Source organism: Streptomyces sp. DG2A-72 (assembly GCF_030499575.1).
Taxonomy (GTDB): Bacteria; Actinomycetota; Actinomycetes; order Streptomycetales; family Streptomycetaceae; genus Streptomyces.
Genome location: NZ_JASTLC010000001.1, coordinates 2,375,131 through 2,394,723 on the forward strand (window position 1 = coordinate 2,375,131; position 19,593 = coordinate 2,394,723).

Annotated in this window: 18 protein-coding genes and 3 pseudogenes; 6 read left to right on the forward strand and 15 right to left on the reverse strand. The window is 68.2% G+C overall.

The annotated features are described in order from the left end of the window. Positions 1-98 precede the first annotated feature (98 nt). The 3 genes and pseudogenes from QQY66_RS11395 to QQY66_RS11405 all read left to right on the forward strand — a co-directional run bounded on the left by QQY66_RS11395 (position 99) and on the right by QQY66_RS11405 (position 1,934). The gene (locus QQY66_RS11395; protein WP_301979055.1) at positions 99-812 is read left to right on the forward strand and encodes a hypothetical protein; all 714 of its coding nucleotides are present in this window, start codon (positions 99-101) and stop codon (positions 810-812) included. A gap of 511 nt (positions 813-1,323) precedes the next feature. Then, a pseudogene (locus QQY66_RS11400) lies at positions 1,324-1,368 on the forward strand (hypothetical protein); the annotation flags it as partial. 86 nt (positions 1,369-1,454) lie between these two features. Then, the gene (locus QQY66_RS11405) at positions 1,455-1,934 is read left to right on the forward strand and encodes a transposase family protein (RefSeq protein WP_301987273.1); all 480 of its coding nucleotides are present in this window, start codon (positions 1,455-1,457) and stop codon (positions 1,932-1,934) included. A gap of 133 nt (positions 1,935-2,067) precedes the next feature. On the opposite strand, the gene QQY66_RS11410 is transcribed toward QQY66_RS11405, so the two are convergent. From QQY66_RS11410 to QQY66_RS11450, 9 genes are all read right to left on the reverse strand, one after another. Then, a complete protein-coding gene (locus tag QQY66_RS11410; protein ID WP_301979056.1) occupies positions 2,068-2,517 on the reverse strand; it encodes a quercetin 2,3-dioxygenase in 450 nt (149 codons plus the stop codon). Positions 2,518-2,697: 180 nt separating this feature from the next. After that, positions 2,698-3,273 carry an amidohydrolase family protein gene (locus QQY66_RS11415; protein WP_301979057.1) on the reverse strand — a complete coding sequence of 192 codons (576 nt, stop codon included), beginning with the start codon at positions 3,271-3,273 and terminating at the stop codon, positions 2,698-2,700. A gap of 121 nt (positions 3,274-3,394) precedes the next feature. Then, the gene (locus QQY66_RS11420) at positions 3,395-3,964 is read right to left on the reverse strand and encodes a cupin domain-containing protein (protein ID WP_301979058.1); all 570 of its coding nucleotides are present in this window, start codon (positions 3,962-3,964) and stop codon (positions 3,395-3,397) included. Positions 3,965-3,996: 32 nt separating this feature from the next. Continuing rightward, entirely contained in the window at positions 3,997-4,965 is a 969-nt protein-coding gene (locus QQY66_RS11425) for a fumarylacetoacetate hydrolase family protein (protein ID WP_301979059.1), read from the reverse strand. Between the two features lie 27 nt (positions 4,966-4,992). Next, a complete protein-coding gene (locus QQY66_RS11430) occupies positions 4,993-6,219 on the reverse strand; it encodes an alpha-hydroxy acid oxidase (protein ID WP_301979060.1) in 1,227 nt (408 codons plus the stop codon). A gap of 510 nt (positions 6,220-6,729) precedes the next feature. Further along, complete coding sequence (locus QQY66_RS11435; protein WP_301979061.1) at positions 6,730-8,244, reverse strand: CocE/NonD family hydrolase; 1,515 nt, start codon at positions 8,242-8,244, stop codon at positions 6,730-6,732. 82 nt (positions 8,245-8,326) lie between these two features. Next, on the reverse strand, positions 8,327-10,042 hold the full coding sequence (locus QQY66_RS11440) for a dihydroxy-acid dehydratase (RefSeq protein ID WP_301979062.1): 1,716 nt from the start codon (positions 10,040-10,042) through the stop codon (positions 8,327-8,329). A 174-nt stretch (positions 10,043-10,216) separates the two neighbouring features. Further along, positions 10,217-11,134 (reverse strand): NAD(P)-dependent oxidoreductase, encoded by a 918-nt coding sequence (locus QQY66_RS11445; RefSeq protein ID WP_301979063.1) that lies wholly within the window; start codon positions 11,132-11,134, stop codon positions 10,217-10,219. Beyond that, on the reverse strand, positions 11,131-11,580 hold the full coding sequence (locus QQY66_RS11450; protein WP_301979064.1) for an SDR family NAD(P)-dependent oxidoreductase: 450 nt from the start codon (positions 11,578-11,580) through the stop codon (positions 11,131-11,133). The genes QQY66_RS11445 and QQY66_RS11450 overlap by 4 nt, the downstream gene beginning before the upstream one ends. A 309-nt stretch (positions 11,581-11,889) precedes the next feature. On the opposite strand from QQY66_RS11450, the gene QQY66_RS11455 reads away from it, so the two are divergent. The 3 genes from QQY66_RS11455 (at position 11,890) to QQY66_RS50335 (ending at position 15,153) form a co-directional block, all read left to right on the forward strand. Further along, complete coding sequence (locus QQY66_RS11455; RefSeq protein WP_301979065.1) at positions 11,890-12,597, forward strand: GntR family transcriptional regulator; 708 nt, start codon at positions 11,890-11,892, stop codon at positions 12,595-12,597. Positions 12,598-13,256: 659 nt separating this feature from the next. Continuing rightward, on the forward strand, positions 13,257-14,189 hold the full coding sequence (locus QQY66_RS11460) for an alpha/beta fold hydrolase (RefSeq protein WP_301979066.1): 933 nt from the start codon (positions 13,257-13,259) through the stop codon (positions 14,187-14,189). 238 nt (positions 14,190-14,427) lie between these two features. After that, positions 14,428-15,153, forward strand: a complete 726-nt coding sequence (locus QQY66_RS50335) for an amidohydrolase family protein (RefSeq protein ID WP_367666969.1) — start codon at positions 14,428-14,430, stop codon at positions 15,151-15,153. Positions 15,154-15,481: 328 nt separating this feature from the next. On the opposite strand, the gene QQY66_RS11470 is transcribed toward QQY66_RS50335, so the two are convergent. The 6 genes and pseudogenes from QQY66_RS11470 to QQY66_RS50345 form a co-directional block, all read right to left on the reverse strand. Next, entirely contained in the window at positions 15,482-16,231 is a 750-nt protein-coding gene (locus QQY66_RS11470) for a dienelactone hydrolase family protein (protein ID WP_301979068.1), read from the reverse strand. 409 nt (positions 16,232-16,640) lie between these two features. Beyond that, a complete protein-coding gene (locus QQY66_RS11475; protein WP_301979069.1) occupies positions 16,641-17,291 on the reverse strand; it encodes a TetR/AcrR family transcriptional regulator in 651 nt (216 codons plus the stop codon). Between the two features lie 154 nt (positions 17,292-17,445). Beyond that, positions 17,446-17,997: an amidohydrolase family protein gene (locus QQY66_RS11480; protein WP_301979070.1), complete on the reverse strand. Its 552-nt coding sequence runs from the start codon at positions 17,995-17,997 to the stop codon at positions 17,446-17,448. Next, positions 17,993-18,406 (reverse strand): annotated as a pseudogene (locus QQY66_RS50340) (amidohydrolase family protein); the annotation flags it as partial. The pseudogene QQY66_RS50340 and the gene QQY66_RS11480, both read right to left, overlap by 5 nt. 216 nt (positions 18,407-18,622) lie before the next feature. Next, the gene (locus QQY66_RS11490) at positions 18,623-19,249 is read right to left on the reverse strand and encodes an alpha/beta fold hydrolase (RefSeq protein ID WP_301979071.1); all 627 of its coding nucleotides are present in this window, start codon (positions 19,247-19,249) and stop codon (positions 18,623-18,625) included. A gap of 53 nt (positions 19,250-19,302) precedes the next feature. Further along, positions 19,303-19,551, reverse strand: a pseudogene (locus QQY66_RS50345) (hypothetical protein); the annotation flags it as partial. Positions 19,552-19,593: the final 42 nt, after the last annotated feature.

A 19,593-nucleotide genomic window follows, 5' to 3' on the forward strand; every position in this document is an offset into this window, starting at 1 on the left:
ACGGAGCGCGCCGCTCTCGCCACAGCGGTCCCCTCATCGCGGATGCCCTCACAACCGTCCAGTCAAATCGGCACTGTCAATCGAAAGGATGGCTAGCAATGAAAGAAGTCACATTCTCCAAATCGGGCACCGAGGTGCCTGCCGACGACATCCTCAAGATGGAGGTACGCCGGGCCAGGCAAATGATGGCTCTTCTAGCCCGAAAGCTGGGGCCAGAGAAGATGGCCGACCTCTTTGCAGAGGAGATCCGGGAGAACGAGGAGCGGGAGCAGGTCTGGCGCGACCGCTCCGGCGACGGCTTCAGGGAGTCCGTGGCATTCGCCCACGTGTCGGAAGGCAGCAGCGCCGAGTTCATCGAATGGTTCCTGGCGGGATACACCGGCGGGAACGCCCCAGGGATGCAGCGGGCCCACCCTGAGCACCTCGGGGCGATGCCGCTTCCGGATGGCAGGATCGGGATACTGGAAACGCCAGGACATTCCGAGACGCCGGCGCTGGGGCATCTGACACCGCTGCAGGACTGGAGCGGCATTCCGATCCCCCTCGACCCCGAAATGCCGCATCGCATCATGGGCCGTGGCGAGTCGACCGACGGCGAGGCGACACTCTACCTGTTGCACCAGTTCCGTGACACCTCGCCTGGATTCGACGCGCGCCTTGCCATCTATTGGCGAGACGGCACGCCCGAGTCGATGGTCCGAGGACACATAGATCACCTGATCGTGGAATTCCACAACTGGTTCGGCATGTACCTGCAGACCCGTCGGCAACCGACGGATCTCATGCCTGTTGCTCTGAGCATCCACACCTGACGCTAGGCCGATGGCGCCGCTGTCCAGCAGTGGAACTGCACCGGCGGCACCAACCAGCGGTTCAAGCTGAGGGCGGTGACCGTACTTCTACATGAGCAAGCCGATCAGCGAGGCGCCGGCCGAGGTTGAAAAGTGTGCCTGGACGGCCCGGTTCTACGCCGAGCATGCCCAGCAGTTCCTCGCAGGCAGGCCGGTCGAGACGACCGGGGGCTGTACGCCGATCCGGTGGAACTGGATGCGGGGAAGCTCACTGAGCCTTTTCCAACCTACTTCAGGAGTATGGCAGTTGGGCTGACAGCATGGCGAAGCCCCTGGTAGATGGGTTTTCGACCAAGAGAACCGTCTCCACCAGAGGCTTCACGTGCTTGTCTACCCCTCGGGCGTCTACGTGTCCAGCTCCGCCCTCCGCTTCCTTACGCAGCAGTTGCTGCGCCACCGCCGCACGATCGGCTCCCGGTGGCGGCGCCTGAGCGCCGGCCGCCAGGCCCTGCTCACCCTCGCCCATCTGCGAGTGGGACACACCTATGCCCAGCTCGCGGCCGGGTTCGGCATCGGCACCACGACGGCCTACCGCTATGTCACCGAAGCGGTCGAGCTCCTGGCCACTCTCGCCCCCAGCCTCGCCGACGCGGTGCGGACCGCATCGGTGAAGGCGTACCTGATCCTGGACGGCACGCTCCTGCCGATCGACCGCATCGCCGCGGACCGGCCGTTCTACTCCGGCAAACACAAGAGGCACGGAACGTGCAGGTCATCGCCGACCCCTGCGGCCGACTGCTGTGGGCGTCACCGGCCCTGCCCGGCGCTGTCCACGACATCCGCGCGGCCCGCGAGCACGGTATCGTTGACGCCCTCGCACAGATCGGCATCCCGTGCTGGGCCGACAAGGGATACCGAGGTGCCGGCGGCACAGTCCGTATCCCGTGCCGGGGACGTTGGGACACCCTCTCCACAGGCCAAAAGGCGATGAATCAGTCCCACGCAAAGATCCGGGCCCTCGCCGAGCAGGCCGTCGCCACCCTCAAGTCCTGGCGACTCCTCCGCAAACTTCGGTGCTCGACCACCCGGATCACCAGTCTCGTCCAGGCCGTCCTCACCCTTCATCTGACCAGCTCAGAGTGAGGGTGGAAAAGGCTCACTGTGACCCAAGGTAGGTGGCGGGACCGACGGGATCCACCACCCCGCGCGGACCGGCCCTCTCGTGGGCAGCACGCCGGCGGCTTGGCCTGCAGGGCCTGTCGAAAGGCGACCGAGTTCAGCGCTCGGCGGTCGTGTGGTCCCATTCCGGATGGAATTCGATGCCGAACTCCTCACCCCCCACCCGGTAGTCCTCCATGACAGGAGCGATCGGCTCCTTGGGAAGCTCAGGCGAATCGGTCGGCATACCCAAGGCATGCACGTAGCGTTCGAACCCGCCGGTGTTGATTCCGGCCATCCGCGCCGTACTGGACCGGATCTGGAAGGTGTGCATGGTTCCGGCCGGAATGAAGAGAAAGTCGTTCCGCTCCAGCGTCTTCGCCATCTTGAGACCTCGCAGGTCATCTGCCCACACCCGAACGGCGCCGTCCAGGACCCAGATGGTGTGGTGGACCCCCGGGTGCAGATGGGCCGGGATCACATCACCGCGAGGACCTTCGATGAGCTGGAGCCCGAACTGGCCGCCGGTCTCATCGCCGCTGACCAGCACCGTGGCCACCTGGTCCACGAGGACCGAGTGCTCTCCTTCGCCGGATCGGAGCACATACGGCTGAGGACGGCCCGGCAGACCCTTCCATCCCTTGTGCGTACGGTTGTCCTTGGTCATCGCATACTCCTTTGCGTTTCACTGCTCATCCCATGTCGTCCACACGTGCGGGCGCACGAGGTACGGCTACGGCGCGGTCAGTCAGCGGCCTGACGGCGACTTGCGGGCCGCGCAGGTACTGCGGGCGCTGTTGGGAATGGTGTGGACGTTGCGGTCGAGGCGACCGCAATAGCAAGGCAGGTAGCCGCCGCCGTGGGAGATGACGATCTTCAGCGTCGGCAAGTGGTCGAGTAGGCCCTCGAAGATGATCGACGCCAGGGCGCGTGCCTCCTCGACTGTCTGTCCGACGGAGTTCCACAGCGCGCAGTCGAGGTATCCAGGGTCCGTGACGCCGTGCGGATGTAGGAAGACAACCAGGCCGCGCTCGGTGATGGCCTCCCACACCAGCCACAGCGACGGGTGGCCGACATAGGTGCCCCGGACGTTGGCGGGCATGTCGACCACGCGCAGCCCAAGCTCGTCGGTGGCCCGCAGGAGCTCACGCAGGGCGAGGTCGGACGCCTGCAGCGGCAGGGTGATGCTGCCGAGCACTCGGCCGGAGTGGGCCTGCCGCGTCTGGGCGTTGGCGTCGTCGAGACGCTGGTCGAGGGCCAGGTCGGTGCGCGGGTCGGCCCACTCACAGCCGACGTACACCGCACTGCTGAGACGCCTCCACATCGATGCCTCGCCTTGTCCACGTCGGCGACGTGCGCGGCCGGGCCAAGCATCTTGGGTTCGGCGTCGGCGATCTGCGGGCGGGGCGCCGTGTCCGTACTTCGCTGACCTGGCCGCACTCGGGTCACGGGGAGAAGTGGGCGGCCAGAGCCGGATCGTACTGACCGTCCATCAGGACGAAGAGCATGCGGGCGGGTGCACCGCTGCGGTTCGCCCACGCGTGGTTCGTTCCGCGCTGGATGACCACGTCTCCCGTCTTGAGGTCTGTCTCGCTGTCGTCGAGGGTCAACGTGATCTCCCCTGAGATCACGACGGCGTAGTCGACCGTCTCCGTCCGGTGCATCCCGGGGTGGCGTGCTTCAGAAGCCTTCGGGGTGACGTCCGTTTCCCCCATCTCCCGGAAAGTCTCACGCATCTCTTCGGCCGACCTCGCGAGGAACGTCTCCGAGTCGGGCGGGTAGTCGATCATGCGGATGACCGTGCCGTTCTGGGACGGTTTGATCTGCAGCGGGGTGTCGGTCGGATCCGGGCCGTTGTCGATGACCACCGGAGTCGACGTGGTGTTCCAGAGCTCGTAGAACACGACGCCAGGAACAGTCTGTATCTCGAAGACGTTGGCCGGCGGGCCCATCGACGTCACGATGGCCGTCCCTCCGTCGTGTCCGGTGATGACCCGGGTGGGGGGTGTGGGCATGACTCTCGCTCCTCTTGATGGGTGGTGCCTCGTCACGTCTGCGGGTCCTCGTCCGAAACGTGCCGCTGGGCTCGCAGGGGTTGGAATGGATCGCCGTTGGTCACGCGGTTGCTCAGCTCGCCCAGGAGCTCGACGGAGAGTGTGACCTCGTCTCCGGCCTGAAGGGGCGGAATGCTGTCGATCCCGTTGCGCCCCCACAGTTCCGCCAGGCAGCCGCTGCCGCAGGTGCCCGAGCCGATGATGTCCCCGGGGAGGACCCTGGTTCCGCGGCTGGCGTACGCCACCAGTTCCTCGAAGGACCAGTACATGTGAGACAAGACGTCGGTGCCGACGACGTTTCCGTTCACCGCGGCGGACATCGTCAAGTCGAAGGAGGTGCCGCTGCGCCGGCTCTCCAGTTCGTCTGCCGTCACGAGTGCGGGTCCCAGGGTCGTCGCGGTGTCCTTCCCCTTCGCCGGTCCCAGATGGAGCTGCATCTCGCGCCACTGCAGGTCACGAGCGGACCAGTCGTTCATCACCAGGTAGCCCACGATGTGGTCTGCGGCAGCCTCTGGTGACAGATTCCGGCCCTCACGGCCGATGACGGCGGCCACTTCGAGTTCGAAGTCGAAGCGTTCGCATCCGGGTGGCAGCGGAACGTCGTCCTTCGCCCCGATGACTGAGTGCGGGTTCGAGAAGTAGAAGGTGGGGATCTCGTACCACAGCGCGGGAACGGTCGCGTTCTCGACGGCGATGGCGGCCGTACCCGACACGTGCTGTTCGAAGGTGACGAAGTCCCGCACAGCGGGGGGTTGCGGAATCGGTGGTGCGAGTGAGACGGCGTCCAGTTGCAGGATCTCGCGCGGGTCCCGCAGGGCGGATTCACCAGTCGCGTAAAGGCGCGTGCCGTCATCACCCAGCAGGTCGATCAGCCGTACTCCCTCGTCGAGTCCGTGGACGACACCGTCCTTGACTACGCCGACTCGTTCGCCCTCACGGCTTCTGTACGTAACGAATTGCATGGTCAACGGGATCCTCTCTGTGTACGGTCACCGGCGCAGCCTGACGATGCCCTCCGCGAGCTCGTCCAGGCGTCCCGCACCGGCGAGTGACATGGTTCTGGAAAGTTCGGTCCTGAAGATGTCGAGCGCGCGCCGCACTCCGGGCCTGCCGCCTGCCATCAGCCCGAAGAGGTAGGACCTGCCGATCAGGCAGGCGCGGGCCCCGAGGCCGACCGCCGCGGCGACATCGGCGCCGGATCGGACACCGCCGTCCATGTACACCTCCGCCTGGGACCCGACGGCCTGAACGACTTCGCCGAGGGCCTCCAACGGCGTGGCGGCACGGTCCAACTGCCGGCCGCCGTGGTTCGACACGATCACCGCGTCGGCTCCGGCCGACACCACGCGGCTCGCCTCCTGAGCGCTCAGCACTCCCTTGACGACCAGCGGGCCGTCCCAGATCCGGCGCAGCCACTGAAGGTCCTCAAGCCTGGCACCGGGGTTGAAGATCCGGTTCACCATGGCCGCCGGCTCACCTTCCGTGCTGGTCAGCGAGGCGAACGTGAGGGGCTCGGTCGTCAGGACGTTCCACCACCATGCCGGGTGGCGCGCCAGGTCGAGCAAGGTACGGGCCGTGAGCGCGGGCGGGATGCTGAAGCCGTTGCGGGCATCGCGGAGCCTGGCTCCGGCGACCGGGGTGTCGACGGTGAGGACGAGCGCCCGGAATCCGCTCTCGGCCGCGCGGTCGACCAATGCGCGCGTCGTCGCACGGTCCTTCCAGAGGTACACCTGGAACCACCGGCCGGACGCCGGCACGGCGATGCGCTCCGGGGGCATGGTGCCCAGAGTCGAGAGCACGTAGGGGATGCCCGCTTCGGCAGCGGCGGCAGCCGCAGCGAGCTCGCCCTCGTGGTGCATCATGCGGGTGAACCCGGTGGGGGCCAGGATCACCGGCAGGGAGGAGGCCGAGCCGAGCAGGCTGGTCGACAGATCGGGGGTCTCCAGGCCACGCAGCACCCGAGGGAGGAACTCCACCCTGGCGAAGGACTCGAGCGCACGGGCGGCGCTCACCTCTGACTCGGCGGCGCCGTCGACGTAGTCGAACACCGCGCGCGGAATCCTCTTCCTGGCCAGTGTCCGGAGATCCTCGATGGTCGCGGCTCGCTCCAGCCGGCTCCGGCGGCTGACGCGGGGCATCTGCAACCTCAGCAGTGGCCGGATCTCACGGAGCCTGGGGACGTGTCTGGAGACATCGGCCGACGTACGGACGACCACTCGAACCTCCTACTGTTGACATGCGACCGGCATGTCCATCAGGTCTGGGGCGCCTGTGCCCGGATGTGCCAAGGATGAGGAGCAGCCCCTCGATAGCCAGTGACAGGATCTGCTACGCCTCCAGTTGCCAGGTTGGTCCGTGATAGATGATCAGCATGCTCAGGACGGGCCCGAAGAGGGTTCCCGCGCCGCCCACAGGCCATGAGGACCGCGTCGAGACTCCAGCAGACGCCGGCCGCGCTGGACCGCGACACGCTCACGAACCGGAGGTGATCGCAGCCCCGGCAGGGCCGATGAGCGCGGCGGAGGTGACCCCGCCGAATCGCCTACTCTCCCTGGACATGACGAGCCGCTCGGACGTGCGGCCGACCGCGGACGGCACAGCACCGGCAGACGACGACGTCTGCACGGTCAGTCGCTGCCGACCGCGGTGTGGAGTGCGACTCCTCACTACGTTGGCCCAGAGGTGCGGGATGTGCGGCGGAACGGCCCCTCGCGGCAGGTGACTCGTCAGCTCGGGATCACCGGCACGAGCAGGTGCGAGGCGTGCTCGCCGCCGGAGTGGACGGTCGCACCGTCCGCGCTCTTCCGGTCGGCCGGGTCGTTGTGGGCGAGCCTCGGGTGGAGGTCGTCGTCGTTCGTGAGGAGCTGCAGCTGAAGCCGCTGCCCCGGCTCGAGCGTGAGCGACGTCGGCCAGACCTCGACCTCCAGCAGCGTCGGCACCCCCGGCTCGAGGGGCTGGAGCTCGTCGTGGGTGTGCCAGGGACGGTAGGGAAGGCTGCGCTCGGGATCGAGCTTGCGGTGGGACGCGCGCAGCCAGCCGATCGCCATCGGCACCGGTGTCGACTTGCCCTGCGGGCCGAGCGCGGGGATGCGTTCGCCGTTCACGTCGTACTGTTCCAGCCGGACGAAGGCGTCGAGGTCGTCCGCCATGTGCGAGACCCAGAGCCGGAGCGCGACCGGACCGGTCACCTCCAGGCGCTCGGTCGCCACGAAGTCGAAGGTGGCCGGATACGGCAGCGACCCCTCCGCTGGCGCCTCCCAGTCCAGCGTCTCCTTGTGGAGGTAGAGCCGGCGCCACTGGGTCCGGGCCAGGGGCCACTCCTGCTCGTCACGCCACTCGGTCTCGTGTCCGCGGCGGATCCCGAGCCGCACGGGCGGGACACCGTCCATCGCCGTCTCGTCGTCCTTCAGGAAGCGGTCCAGGAAGCGCAACTGCAGCTCTTTGCCCCAGTCCGAGTAGTAGGGGTCGATGTGGGAGCCGACGTGGACGACCAGCCACTTGTGCTCCGATGCCGCGCCGAGCCAGCCCTCGATGTTGCCGCGCAGGTGCAGGTGGACGGAACCCCAGTTGCCGGCCGACAGCAGCGGCACGGTCACCTGTGACAGATCGACGGTTCGTTCGCGGTACCAGTCGTCGAGGAGCTCACGCGACCTCACCTCCGCGGGCAGGTCGGAGAAGTCCTCGGAGCTCCGCTGGGGCTCGATCTGCGTCTGCCACCAGCCCTCCATGCCTCCGTTGGTGTAGATACCGCCCTGCCTGCCGGATTCGCGGTACCAGTCGGTGAGCCCCTCCCACGCCACCACCGCGGCGAGGTGCGGCGGCTGCAGCGCTGCGACACGCCAGCCCATCACCGCGTACCACGAGATGCCGCTCGACGCGACCTTCCCCGTCGACCACGGCTGGGTCCCGCACCACTCGATCACATCGTAGAAGTCCTCGATCTCCTTGGGGCTGTCGAGGTCGAGCCGCCCGGGCGACTTCCCGCTACCCCTGGTGTCGGCGCGGACCACCGCGTATCCGCGCGCTGTCCACCACTCGGGGCTGGGTGTCTCCCACACGGCGTGATCACCTTGGTCGGCGACCTCGTAGAGCGGGTAGCGCTCCGGCCAGTGCACGTCCTTCCCGTACGGGCTCATCGAGGCGATCACCGGCACCGGTGTGTCACCGTCGGGACGGAAGACGTTCACGGCGATCGGTGACCCGTCGCGGGTCTCCACCATGACATCCCGTTGTATCTGCATGTCGCTTCGCTCCTTCTGCAAGTCATCGCAAAACGTTGGTCCGTTCGACACGGAACCGGCTGCGGGGCGCATCAGCGCCTCCTCATCCGGCCGCATCCGTCCGTGTCCGGAAGTCGGGGCGCAGGAAGTCGAAATCGCACCCCTGGTCGGCCTGGAGAGCGTGCTGGTGGTGCAACCACGCGTAGCCGCGCGGAGGCTGGGGCGGGGGCACGGCACTGCGGCGGCGGGCGAGTTCCTCCGGGCTGAGCACCACCCCGATGGTGCCCGCCGCCACGTCCAGCTCGATCTCGTCTCCCTCGCGCACCAGTCCGAGCGGGCCGCCGACCGCGGCCTCCGGCGTGACGTGGAGGACGACCGTGCCGGTCGAGGTGCCGCTCATCCGTGCGTCGGAGATGCGCAGCATGTCGCGCACACCGGCCTTGCGCAGCTTGGCCGGTACCGGAATGTGGCCGACCTCGGGCATCCCGGGCGCCCCGATCACTCCCATCCCGCGCAGCACCAGCACGCTGTCGGCGTCGACCGGGAGATCGGGGTCGTCGATGCGCGCGTTGAGATCGGCGAGTCCCTCGAAGACGACCGCGCGCCCGCGATGCCGCTGCAGCCGCTCGTCGTGGGCGCCGGCGACCTTCAGGACAGCGCCACGCGGGGCGAGGTTGCCGTGCAGGACGACGAGGCCGCCACGGGGCGCCAGCGGGACGCTGCCCGCGATCGCGGGGTGGGACGGGAAGTCGCGGCCGTCGAGGTGCTCCTTCCAGGTCCGGCCGGTGATCGTGACCGTGTCCAGGTGCACCTGGTCCCGGATGCGGTTCAGCACCGCGGGTATTCCGCCGGCTGTCTCCAGCGCGGCCAGTGAGTACCGGCCGCTCGGCCGCACGTCGGCGACGTGGGGCGTCGTCGCCGACCACTGAGAGAATCTGCGCATGCCGAGGACGTGGCCCGCTCGGCCCGCTATCGCCTCCAGGTGGATGACGGCGTTCGTCGAACCGCCCAGGGCGTTGACCGCGCGGAACGCGTTCTCCAGTGACTTCATCGACACCAGCTCACCCGGGGTCCGGCCGGCTCGCGTCGCGGCCACGATCGCCTCTCCCGTACGGAAGGCCAGTTCCTCACGGACGTCGCTCGTCGCCGGCGGCAGCGACGAGCCCGGGAGTGAGAACCCGAGCACTTCCGCGACCGCCGCCATGGTGATCGCGGTCCCCATGACGTTGCAGGTGCCCACGCCGCCGATCGCGCAGCGTTCGAGCTGCGCCCACTCCTCGTCACCGACCTCACCGGTACGGCGGGCCTCGCACACCGGCCAGATGTCGTCGATGGTGAAGTTCTCATGCCGGCCGAAGGACGTCGGCATCCGAGGTCCCGCGGTCAGCACGGCGGCCGGCTTTCCCGCGCTCAGCGCTCCCATGATCTGTGCCGGAACCGTCTTGTCGCATCCCCCGACGAGCACCACCCCGTCGACGGGAGAGCCCGCGATCATCTCCTCGACATCCATCGAGAGCAGATTGCGCAGGTAGAGGCTGGTGGGGCGGGTGAAGGGCTCGGAGACGGAGATGGTCGGGAAGGCCAGGGGCAGACCACCCGCGGACCGAACACCCTCCTTGATCCGCTCGACGAGCGCCGTGGTGCCCAGATTGCAGGGGTTCAGGTCACTCGCGGACGTGGCGATCCCGATCACCGGTGACCGCCGGACGTCCTCAGCGCCGAGACCCGTCCCGCGCAGAAACGCCCGGTGGAGCATTCCGTCCTGACCCGGGTCCCTGAAGGCCGCTCCCCCGTCGCGGCTCACTCCGCGTTGCGACATGGCCCGCCTTTCAGGATGAGCACCCCGGTGATATGACGCAGATATCTCAACAGTCTCCGCCCCCTTGAAGCCCGGACAGCCCATGGGGCTGCCTGAGGCCCGCAGCACGGCTCCCTCGTGCAGGCCGGCATCGGTGCCGGTCACGCCTGCCGCCGGCCTGTGCGTGATACGGGCCTATCTGACGCGATGCAGCAGATCCCGGCCGGCCGACCAGCGTTCGAGCTGCTCGACGACCAGCGCGTCCGCCCTCCGCTCCCAGCCGGCCGCCGCGCCGCCCACATGGGGGGTGAGGATGAGGCCGGGCATGCGCCACAGACGGTGATCGGCCGGGAGCGGCTCCGGATCGGTCACGTCGAGGACCGCGCGGACCTGCCCCCGCTCGAGCGCGTCAGCAAGCGCGTCCGTGTCCACGACGGGACCACGCGAGACGTTGACGACGATGGCGCCCTCCGGCAGGCGGGCGAGGAACCCGGCGTCGACCAGCCCTCTGGTCTCCTCGGTCAATGGCGTCGTCAGCACGACGACGTCCTGCCGGGGCAGCAGGGCGCGCAGGCCGGCCTGGCCCAGCACACCGTCCCGGGCCGTGCGGCCCACCAGCGTCACTCGAGCGCCGAAGACCTCCAGGACGGACGCCACCGTACGCCCGATGTCCCCGGGGCCGACGACGACCGCTCGCCATCCCTGGAGGCCGGCCCTCGGCTGCGCACGCCACGTCCCTTCCCACTGCTGCCGGAGCAGTTCGGGGTGCCGGTGCAGCAGCATGAGAATTCCGGCTACGGCGACCTCGGCCGTCGACGATCCGTGCAGGGTCCGGCCCGCGCAGAGCGCCACGCCGGGCGGACAGACCGTTTCCCAGGTCTCGAATCCGGCGGACATGAGCTGGATCGCCTCAAGGCCGGGCATCAGCGCCAACCGGTCGACGCTGAAGGGCTCGATGCGGTACGGCGCCAGGAGGAACGACGTTCTCTCGATTCCCTCGGGTGCCGGCGTGGTGCCGTCCCACACGATCAGATCAGCGTACCGGTCCGCCCCGAGGTCGAGGAGACCGGCGCGGCGTTCGGCGTCAGGGACACAAACGGTGCGCGTGGTCATGCCAGCCCCAGTCCGTCGACGGGAAGGACGGCACCTGTGGTGTAACGCGATCCGACGAGGCCGAGGGCCACATCGGCGACATCGGCCGGAGTGCCGAGCCGTGCTGCCGGGGGGTGCTCGAGGACGTGGTCGCGAAACTCCGTCCAGTCACGGGTGCGGTCCGTCTCGATGTAGCCCGGAGCGACCGCGTTGACCCGGACGGCCGGGCCGAGCGCCACAGCCAGACACCTGGTCAGGCGTTCGAGTGCGGCCTTGCTCACCGCATACGGGATGCCGCTGCCGGAAACTGTCGTTCCCGCGACAGAAGTCACATTGACCACCAATCTCTCCGCCTCGGCCAGCGAGGACTCGGCCGCTCTGATCAGATGCCACGGCGCCGGCAGATTGATCCGCAGCATGCGCTCGAAGAACTCGGGCGTGACCGCCCGCAGGTCACGATGGGGCACCGGAACGCCGAGCCCGCGTTGTTGACCAGCAGGTCCAGCCACCTGAACCCACGCGCGCACAGCGCGACCAGTTCGTCGGCCGCGGCGTGGTCGGCAAGGTCGGCATCCTGGTAGACGGCGGAGGTCAGGCCGACGGCCAGCCAGCGCGCCGGTGAAGCCGACAGCCATGAAACCCCCCTTTGATGCCAGTAATATATTTCAAAGATCTCACTCATGTCCATAGCATGGAAGGAAGAGCTTCCGCAGGCAGCAGAGTTCGCACCCACTAGCATGGATGCCTGCTCGCTACGTGAGATAAGGGGAGGTCACATGAGTGAAGATCCAGGCAACAGACATCGCTCCGCTGGCATATCTCAGGATCGCCGGTCCCAGACCGAGCGGATCCGGGACGAACTGCGACGCCAGATCCTACGAGCGGAGCTTCCTCCCGGCGGGGTCGTCATCGAGACGGGGCTCGCGCAGCAGTACGGCGTGTCCAAGACACCTGTCCGCGAAGCGCTCCAGCTGCTGGCGGTCGAAGGGCTGGTCACAGTCCTGCCCCGCAAGGGGTACATGGTCACCAGCCTGAGCTACCAGGACATCCGCGAGGTCATGGACCTGCGTCTGCTGCTCGAACCGCCGCTGTTCGCCGCTGCCGCGCGCAACGTCAACGCCGACTTGGTGGTCGAGCTGCGCGACCACATGGCCCGGCAGTTCGCCGCGGACGCCGATCTCAGCGTTCGCGTCGAGGCGGCCACCGGATTCCACCTGGCCTGTGTGCGGGCCTCCCGGAACGGACGGGCTGTCGGCATCGTCGAGCGGCTCACCAACGAGGTCTGCCGCCTTCACCATCTCGTGCCCGGGATCGAGGACCACATCCGTTCCGACGTCGAACGGGCGGCTCACGAAGCGGTCTCCGACGCCATCGCCGCGGGAGACGCGAGCCGCGCGGAGACCGCGATCCGTGACCATCTGCTGGAGTCGAACGCCACGATGATCCGCGAGTACTTCACCGGTACACCAATGGGTTCAAGGTGAGACGGTGACCACGGATCGCACGTCATCCGGCCCGCACAGCGCGCCCGGTGCGGCCCGTCCTGGCCGAGCGGCACACCGTCGTCAGGCCAGATCTCCGCTGATGCGGCGGCATCAGGCTCCCGGGCGACGCCGAGCACCTGCGCCACTCCAAGCGGAGCATGGCCGAGGACCGGGTCGCGGTGATGAGATCACTCAGATTCGAACGGTTCGCCGTCGTCGGGCACGATCGCGGTGCCCGGGTGGCCCACCGCGCGCCTTGACCACCCCGAGCAGGTGACACGAGCCGCGGTCATCGACATCGTGCCGACCACCGATGTCCATGCAGCCGCGGACGCGAAGCTCGCGCAGGCGTACTTCCACTGGTTCATCCTCACCCGGGAAGTCGTCTTTCCCGAGCACATGATCGCCGCTACGATTCGGTGCATTGTTAGGGCATTAATGCACTAACAATGCATATGATGGCTGCGCGGGATCGCCAACACGGCTCCGGCGCCGGATGCTCGCCACCGCGCGGCCCGGCACTTCGGGCGAAACTCAACCTCATCCTCGACAGCCGCAGCGATTCAGCCCCGACCCGGAACCCGCCAGCCCGCAGCGCTTCAAAAAGCCGTCCGTGCGGCTGCAACCGAATCGATGAGACACCCCTCACCGGAGACGCGATGACCAACGCCCTTGAACTCACCGGAATATCCCACCGCCGCGTCAACCTCGGCGAGATCGAGATGCATGTCACCGAACTCGGCACCGGCCCTGCCGTGCTCTTCCTGCACGGCCATCCGGCGCTGTGGCTCACCTGGCGGCACCAGATGGCCGCCATAACCGAGGCCGGATACCGGGCCATCGCCCCGGACCAGCGTGGCTACGGCGACACCTCCATCCCGAGCGATGTCCAGGCGTACGACATCGAACACCTGTCAGGCGACGTGGTGCGACTGCTGGACGCGCTCGACCTGGAGCAGGCGGTCGTGGTCGGGCACGACTGGGGTGCGCTGGTCGCCTGGTACACGGCACTCATCCACCCGGACCGGGTCCGGGCCGTCGCCGGGCTGTCGGTCCCCTACGCCCCACGCACTCCCGTACCGCCCACCCAGCACTGGCGCGAGACGATGGGCGAGGACTTCTACATGCTCTGGCTCCAGGAACCCGGAGTCGCCGACGCACTCTTCAACGCCGACGTCGAACGCGCACTCAACGGCCGCTGGATCCTGGACCGCGACGGATGGCGCAACGAGCCGGCCACCAATGCCCTCACCTTCCGCTCCCCCGAGGACCACCAGATGGTGACTGCCGCGCTGAAGCGGAACGGCTGGACCGGGCCGCTGAACTGGTACCGCAACTTCGACCGCAACTGGGAGCTGCTGGCCCGCTACGACGGGCGCACCGTCGACCAGCCCGCCCTGTTCATCGGCGGCGAGAAGGACCAAGTGCTGCGGTTCATGCCACCGTCGCTGATGGACGGCCACGTCACCGACCTGCGCGGCGCCGACATCCTGCCCGGGGTGTCGCACTGGATGCAGGAGGAGGCCCCTGATCAGGTCAACCGACGTCTGCTGGACTTCCTGGCGGGACTCTCGGGCCAAACCCCCGACTGACCGGCGTCGGGCCGCGAGGGGGCACGGCAGGAAAACTCCCAGACAGCCGCGGCTCGAGCCGACCTCGCCGACCAGGCGGCGTCAGCCGTCGCGCAGCGCCTTGCGCGGCGTCTTGCATCGGATGCGGGGGGGCTTCGTCGTCTCCGGCTCCACAGACTGTCCCTATGACGGGGGGGCATACCGGTGTGTGACCACAGACGTTAGTGGTCACACACCGAGGATAGTTGGCACCGGGATTATGTGGGATCAGGGTGACGGCCGAGCCGTGATACGGCAGTTGGCACTTCGCCACGAGCACTGGAAACGCCGTCGACTCCGACTCCGTGGCGAGTGCGGCTCCAACTGGCTGTGCGGATCACCAACGAGGGATGGCAGCGGGGTCGGCCGCGTGTCGGGATCACCTGGTCGGTGTCAGGACGGTGGCCTTCAGCACCCGCAGTTGGCCGTTCGTCAGCTGGAGCGCTGCGTCGCCGACCTCGCTCTCCGCGGCGTGCAGATCGGTACAAGGGCGAGAGAGCGGGAACTGGACCACCAGGCGCCGGCCAGCTTCTGGGCTGCCGCCGAAGAGTTCGGCGCGCTGGTGATCACCCACCCATGGGGGTGCACGCTGAGCGAGCGTCTCACCGCCCACTACCTGACCAATACCGTCGGCATTCCGGTGGAGACCGCCGTCGCTCTTTCGCGCATCGTGTTCTCCGGACTGCTGGACCGCCACCCGGCCCTCGACATCTGCTCGGTGCACAGGGGCGGCTATCTGCCTATCTACCCGGCCGGTCGGACCACGCGTGGCATGTGCACCCAGAGGCGCGCAACTGCGAACACGCGCCCAGTTCCTACCTACGGCGGATCTGGTTCGACTCGCTGGTCTACTCCTCGGCGGGGCTGCGGGCACTGGTCGACGCGGTCGGAGCCGACCGGATCCTGCTCGGCAGCGGCTGCCCTCTCGATATGGGAGTGCTGTTGACCGTGTCGAGAGGGCAGGTCTCAACGCCGCCTCGACGGCCGCGATCATCAGCAGCAACGCCACGCGCGTGTTCCAGCGGGCCGCCGGTTCTCGGCCGCCTGGGGGGCACGGCCGACCGGTGACGGTGCCCCGTGAATTTTCCCACCTGTATCAGGCGGTTCTCCGGATGGTCGAGGAACCGTCCGCCGTGCGACTGATCATCGCTCCCCGACACGGTCCAACTGCGTGGTGGCGCAGTCCAGTTCGCCCGCAGCACCTCAGGGGCGGCGACGGGCAAGGTGGTGAAATCCGTTCCCGAGCGGTGACACGGGACTTGGCCCGTAAGGGTCTACGGTGCCGGATGCGGAGTCAGGTGTGTGGCGAAGAAGGCTTCGATGCGTCGCCATGCGTCGGCGGAGGCTTCGGGGTCCGGGCCGAACCCGGTGACGCGGAACAGTGGTTGCAGCACGCGCGGCCCGAACTGTGCATCGTTGAGGAAGGCGTGGCCCGCCGGCTCGGGGTACTCCTTGACGTCGTGGATGACGCCGAGCCGGTCGAGGGCGGTCTCCAGCTTGGTCGCGGCGCCCTTTCCGACCACGGGGTCGCGACGGCCGTAGCTTCCGACGACGGGGCATGCTCCGGCCAGGACCTTGTCGGGATCCTCGGGCAGCCTGCCGTAGTTGGCGGAGACCGCATCATAGTCTCCGCTGCCTGCTGTCATCAGGGCGAAGGCTCCACCCATGCAGAAGCCGATGATCCCGATCCTGCCGGTGCAGTCCGGATCATCGGCCAGGGCCGCCCGGGCTGCCGCTATGTCCTGGTAGGCAGGTCCCTGGCCGGAGGTCGCGGCCCGCATGGTCGAGACCAGGCAGCGCCGTATTCCTCCGTCGGTGTACAGGTTGGCCATCATGGTCAAGTATCCGGCGTGGGCGAGACGTTCGGCGTGGCGGCGCATATTGGCCTCCACTCCGAGCATCTCGTGTACAACGACGACACCCGGCCACGGGCCCGGTCCGTCGGGGCGGGTGAGGTAGCCGGTCAGACGTCGGGAGCCGCCGGCGGAGGCGCTGCGGGAGCTCAGGTCGATGGGGGTGGTCACGGGCACGGTGTCCTCCAAGACGGAACAATGGGCGAGCGGTGGGCAGGAGGAGACGACAGCCTGCTGAAAGGGGATCCACGACCGGGCTTCAGAACCGGGGAACAGCAGGTGTCGGGAGTCCAGGAACGTTGCCCGGGAACGTGGCACCGGCCCGGGAGACGGGCGTAGTCGAGGAGGCCGGTGAGGCGGGGCGGAGCGAGGCTTCGGTACACATGGTCAGGGGGCGTCAGGTGCCCCGGGAGTACGGGGCGAGCGCCATCCCTTCACGCAGGTCGAGTGGGCAAGAGCCGTGACTTCCCAGGGCGGGGACCAGTATCGGGCTGACGAGGTCCGTAAGGCCTGGGCGGGTCGGGTGGCTTGGGCGATCTATGGGACGGTCCCGCGACTGCGCGGGCGGCACGGCCCCCGCTCAGTGTGCCGCCAGCCCGTCGAGGAGGAGGTCCAGCTTGGCGCGCAGGGCCGGCAACAGCGGGAAGGGCGCGTTGTCTTCCTGGCGGGCCTGCAGCCAGCGGTGAACGGTGTCGGTGTAGCAGGCGGACAAGGCCTCCGCGACGGTCTGCGCCGGGATCGAGCGCCGGAACTCGCCGGTCTCCTGCCCCTGTTGGACAGCATCGCGGAAGGTGTCGATGACAGGAAAGGGGCTCTCGAAGGTGCCCAGTTCGCTCAGCCAGCCTAGCGTGATCACCCGGGCCATCCGCGCGTCCTGCTCGTTCGCCTCCGCCAAGGCCTCCAACTGCAGTTCGAGCCGGTGCCGTGCGGACCTCTGCCGGACATCGTCCTCGGCGAGTCGGGCGGTCACCAGCTCGCGTCGGTCGGCCACCCAGGCTTCCAACATGTCCCGCTTGCGCGGGAAATGATTGAAAACGGTTCGGCGCGCCAGGTCTGCACGCTCGGCGATCTGGTCGACAGAGGTCCCGGTGTAGCCCTGCTCGGTGAACAGCTCCAGGGCCGCGTCCAGAATCCGGGCGCGTATCTGCCGGCGCTGCCGCTCTCTGCGGCCGACCGGTTCCGAAGCGGTCGGCGCCGGGGAGTGCGGAGCAGGTGCGGGCGATCGGGTCACGTGCCTTCCTTACGTCAAGTGTGGTCCTGCGGGTGCGACCAAGGATGTCGCCCCCATCGTATTCGTGCACCAACAATCCCTTGGCGCACTCTTGATGCACCGTTGCATCAAGGTAGCCGTTCGCCGTGCGTGCGGATCGCGCGCAGGTCGCGCGTCACAGGGGCCGTGCCTCTCCAGTCGTGATGCCCAGGAGTGCCTCCGCGGTGCCGTAGGCGATCTGCTCCCGGATCTCGTTTGGCAGGTCGAGCTGCTGGAACCAGTCGGTGGCGCGCTTGTTGTCGGAGAAGGGGTAGTCGACAAAGAGGATGATCCGGTCGTCACCGAACGCCTCCCGGGCCAGCTGGAACGGGCCGTCGAAGAAGTAGCCGCTGGTCGTGACCCAGAAGTTGTGCCGGAAGTACACGCTGACCGGTTTGGCGAGGCGGTCCGCGTGCCGCGCGAACATGTCGTCGATCCGCCCCAGGTGGAAGGGGATGCCCTCGCCGAGGTGGCCGATGATGATCTTGAGTCCTGGCCAGCGATCGAAGACGCCGGCCACGATCAGACGCAGCGCGTGGAGAGACGTCTCGCAGTGCCAGCCATAATCCGGTCTTGAGTACCAGCCCCAACTCCGGGCGCAGGCCCGAGTAGTACACGTCGGCCACCTGTTGAGGGGGCATGCCGGGGTGCAGGTAGAGAGGGACGTCGAGTCGCGCCGCGGCCTCAAGGATCGGATGGAAGTCCGGGTGGTCGAGGAACCGTCCCCCGGTATTGCCGTTGATCATCGCTCCGACAAAGCCCAACTGGCTGACGGTGCGCTCCAGTTCGGCTGCGGCCGCATCCGGAGTGCTGACGGGCAGGGAGGCGAAGGCGGCAAACCTGTCCGGGTGGGCGGCGACGGTTTCGTACAGGGTGTCGTTGAGTGTGCGGGCGACCTCCGGTGGCGCTTCCTGGACCGCCGGCGCCACGAAGGAGAGCACCTGGACGTCGATACCGGCGGCGTCCATCTGCTCCAGCCGGACGTCCGTGTCCACGAGCTTGTCGTACTGCGCAGGTGGCATCCACGAGACGTCCATGCCTGTGGCGGCGAGGAGGTTCGGGGACGCGAAATGCTCTTCGATGGCGACGATACGCATGCTTTCTCCTACGGATGTGATGGGAACAAACGCGACGTAGTGGGCGTGTGGAGTTGACGGTGGCGATGGCGGCGCACGCAGCACCTGTGAGAACAGGCGTCGCGGGCCGCCGTCGAGGACCTGTACCTCAACGTCGTGGGCGCCGATGAGGTAGGTGTCCCGGAGGCGGCGTCCCCGCAGTACGGCGTCGACGTCCGCGGCATCTTGCTGGAGGCGTCAGGCGACTGCCGAGGCGAGTAGTGCAGCGAGGCGGGCCGGCTCGCTGAGCATGGGGTAGTGGCCGGTCGGCAGCGCGATGACGGCCGCGTCGGCCAGCCCGGCGAAGAAGGGGTTCCCCTCCTCGATCATGGCCTGCACCTGCTCCGGAGGAATCGAGCAGGCGATGAGGGTGCACGGCGGCAGCGGCTTGCCGGACAGCCGCAGCGGCTGCGTCATGGTCGCGTACGGATGCGGCGTGGCAAGGCGGCGCAGGCGCGCGAGCTGCGCCTCGTCCAGCCCGGCGAGGTTTACGGGATCCGCGGCCGGATCGAACGGCAGGGGCGGCAGATGCCGGCCGTCGCCGACGAGTGCGGCGGTCCGCTCCCGCTCCTGGGGCGGAAACAGTTCGACGAACGCCGCGCCGCCGGGCGGCGGGCAGCTGTCCACATAGACCACGTGGGCGACCCGGTCGCCCAGCCGGTCGGCCGCCCCGGTGACCGGCGCGCCCGCGTAGCTGTGGGCGACGAGTACCACATCGTGCACTTCCTCGGCCTCGACCAAGGCAGTGATGTCGGTGATGTGGGTCTCCAGGCCGGTGTGGGGGCCGGCGAGGTGCTCCCGCCCGCCACGGTCCAGCACGGGCACGGCGACACGGCCAGACCCGGCTGGTGCTCCTCGTCGTCGAACGCCACGCCCGTAGGCCGAATCCGATCCAACTCGGCGGACAACTCGTCGAGGTCGGTGATCGTGCGGTCGGTGAACCGCCGCAGCTGTCGGCCCATCGCCCGCTCGGCCTGCGGCCCGTACACCGCCTGGCCCAGATGGTGCAGGCGTTCACCGAGCCGGTATCCCGTGCCGTGGCGCTCCACCATGCCGTGCCGTACGTTCCAGGTCTTGTCGGCGGCGGCCCGGTCATCGCGTGCCCTGGCGGCGAGGATGACGGTCATGGGGTTCACCTCAGCTCAAGTGAGTGGGCGTCACTTTCAGTT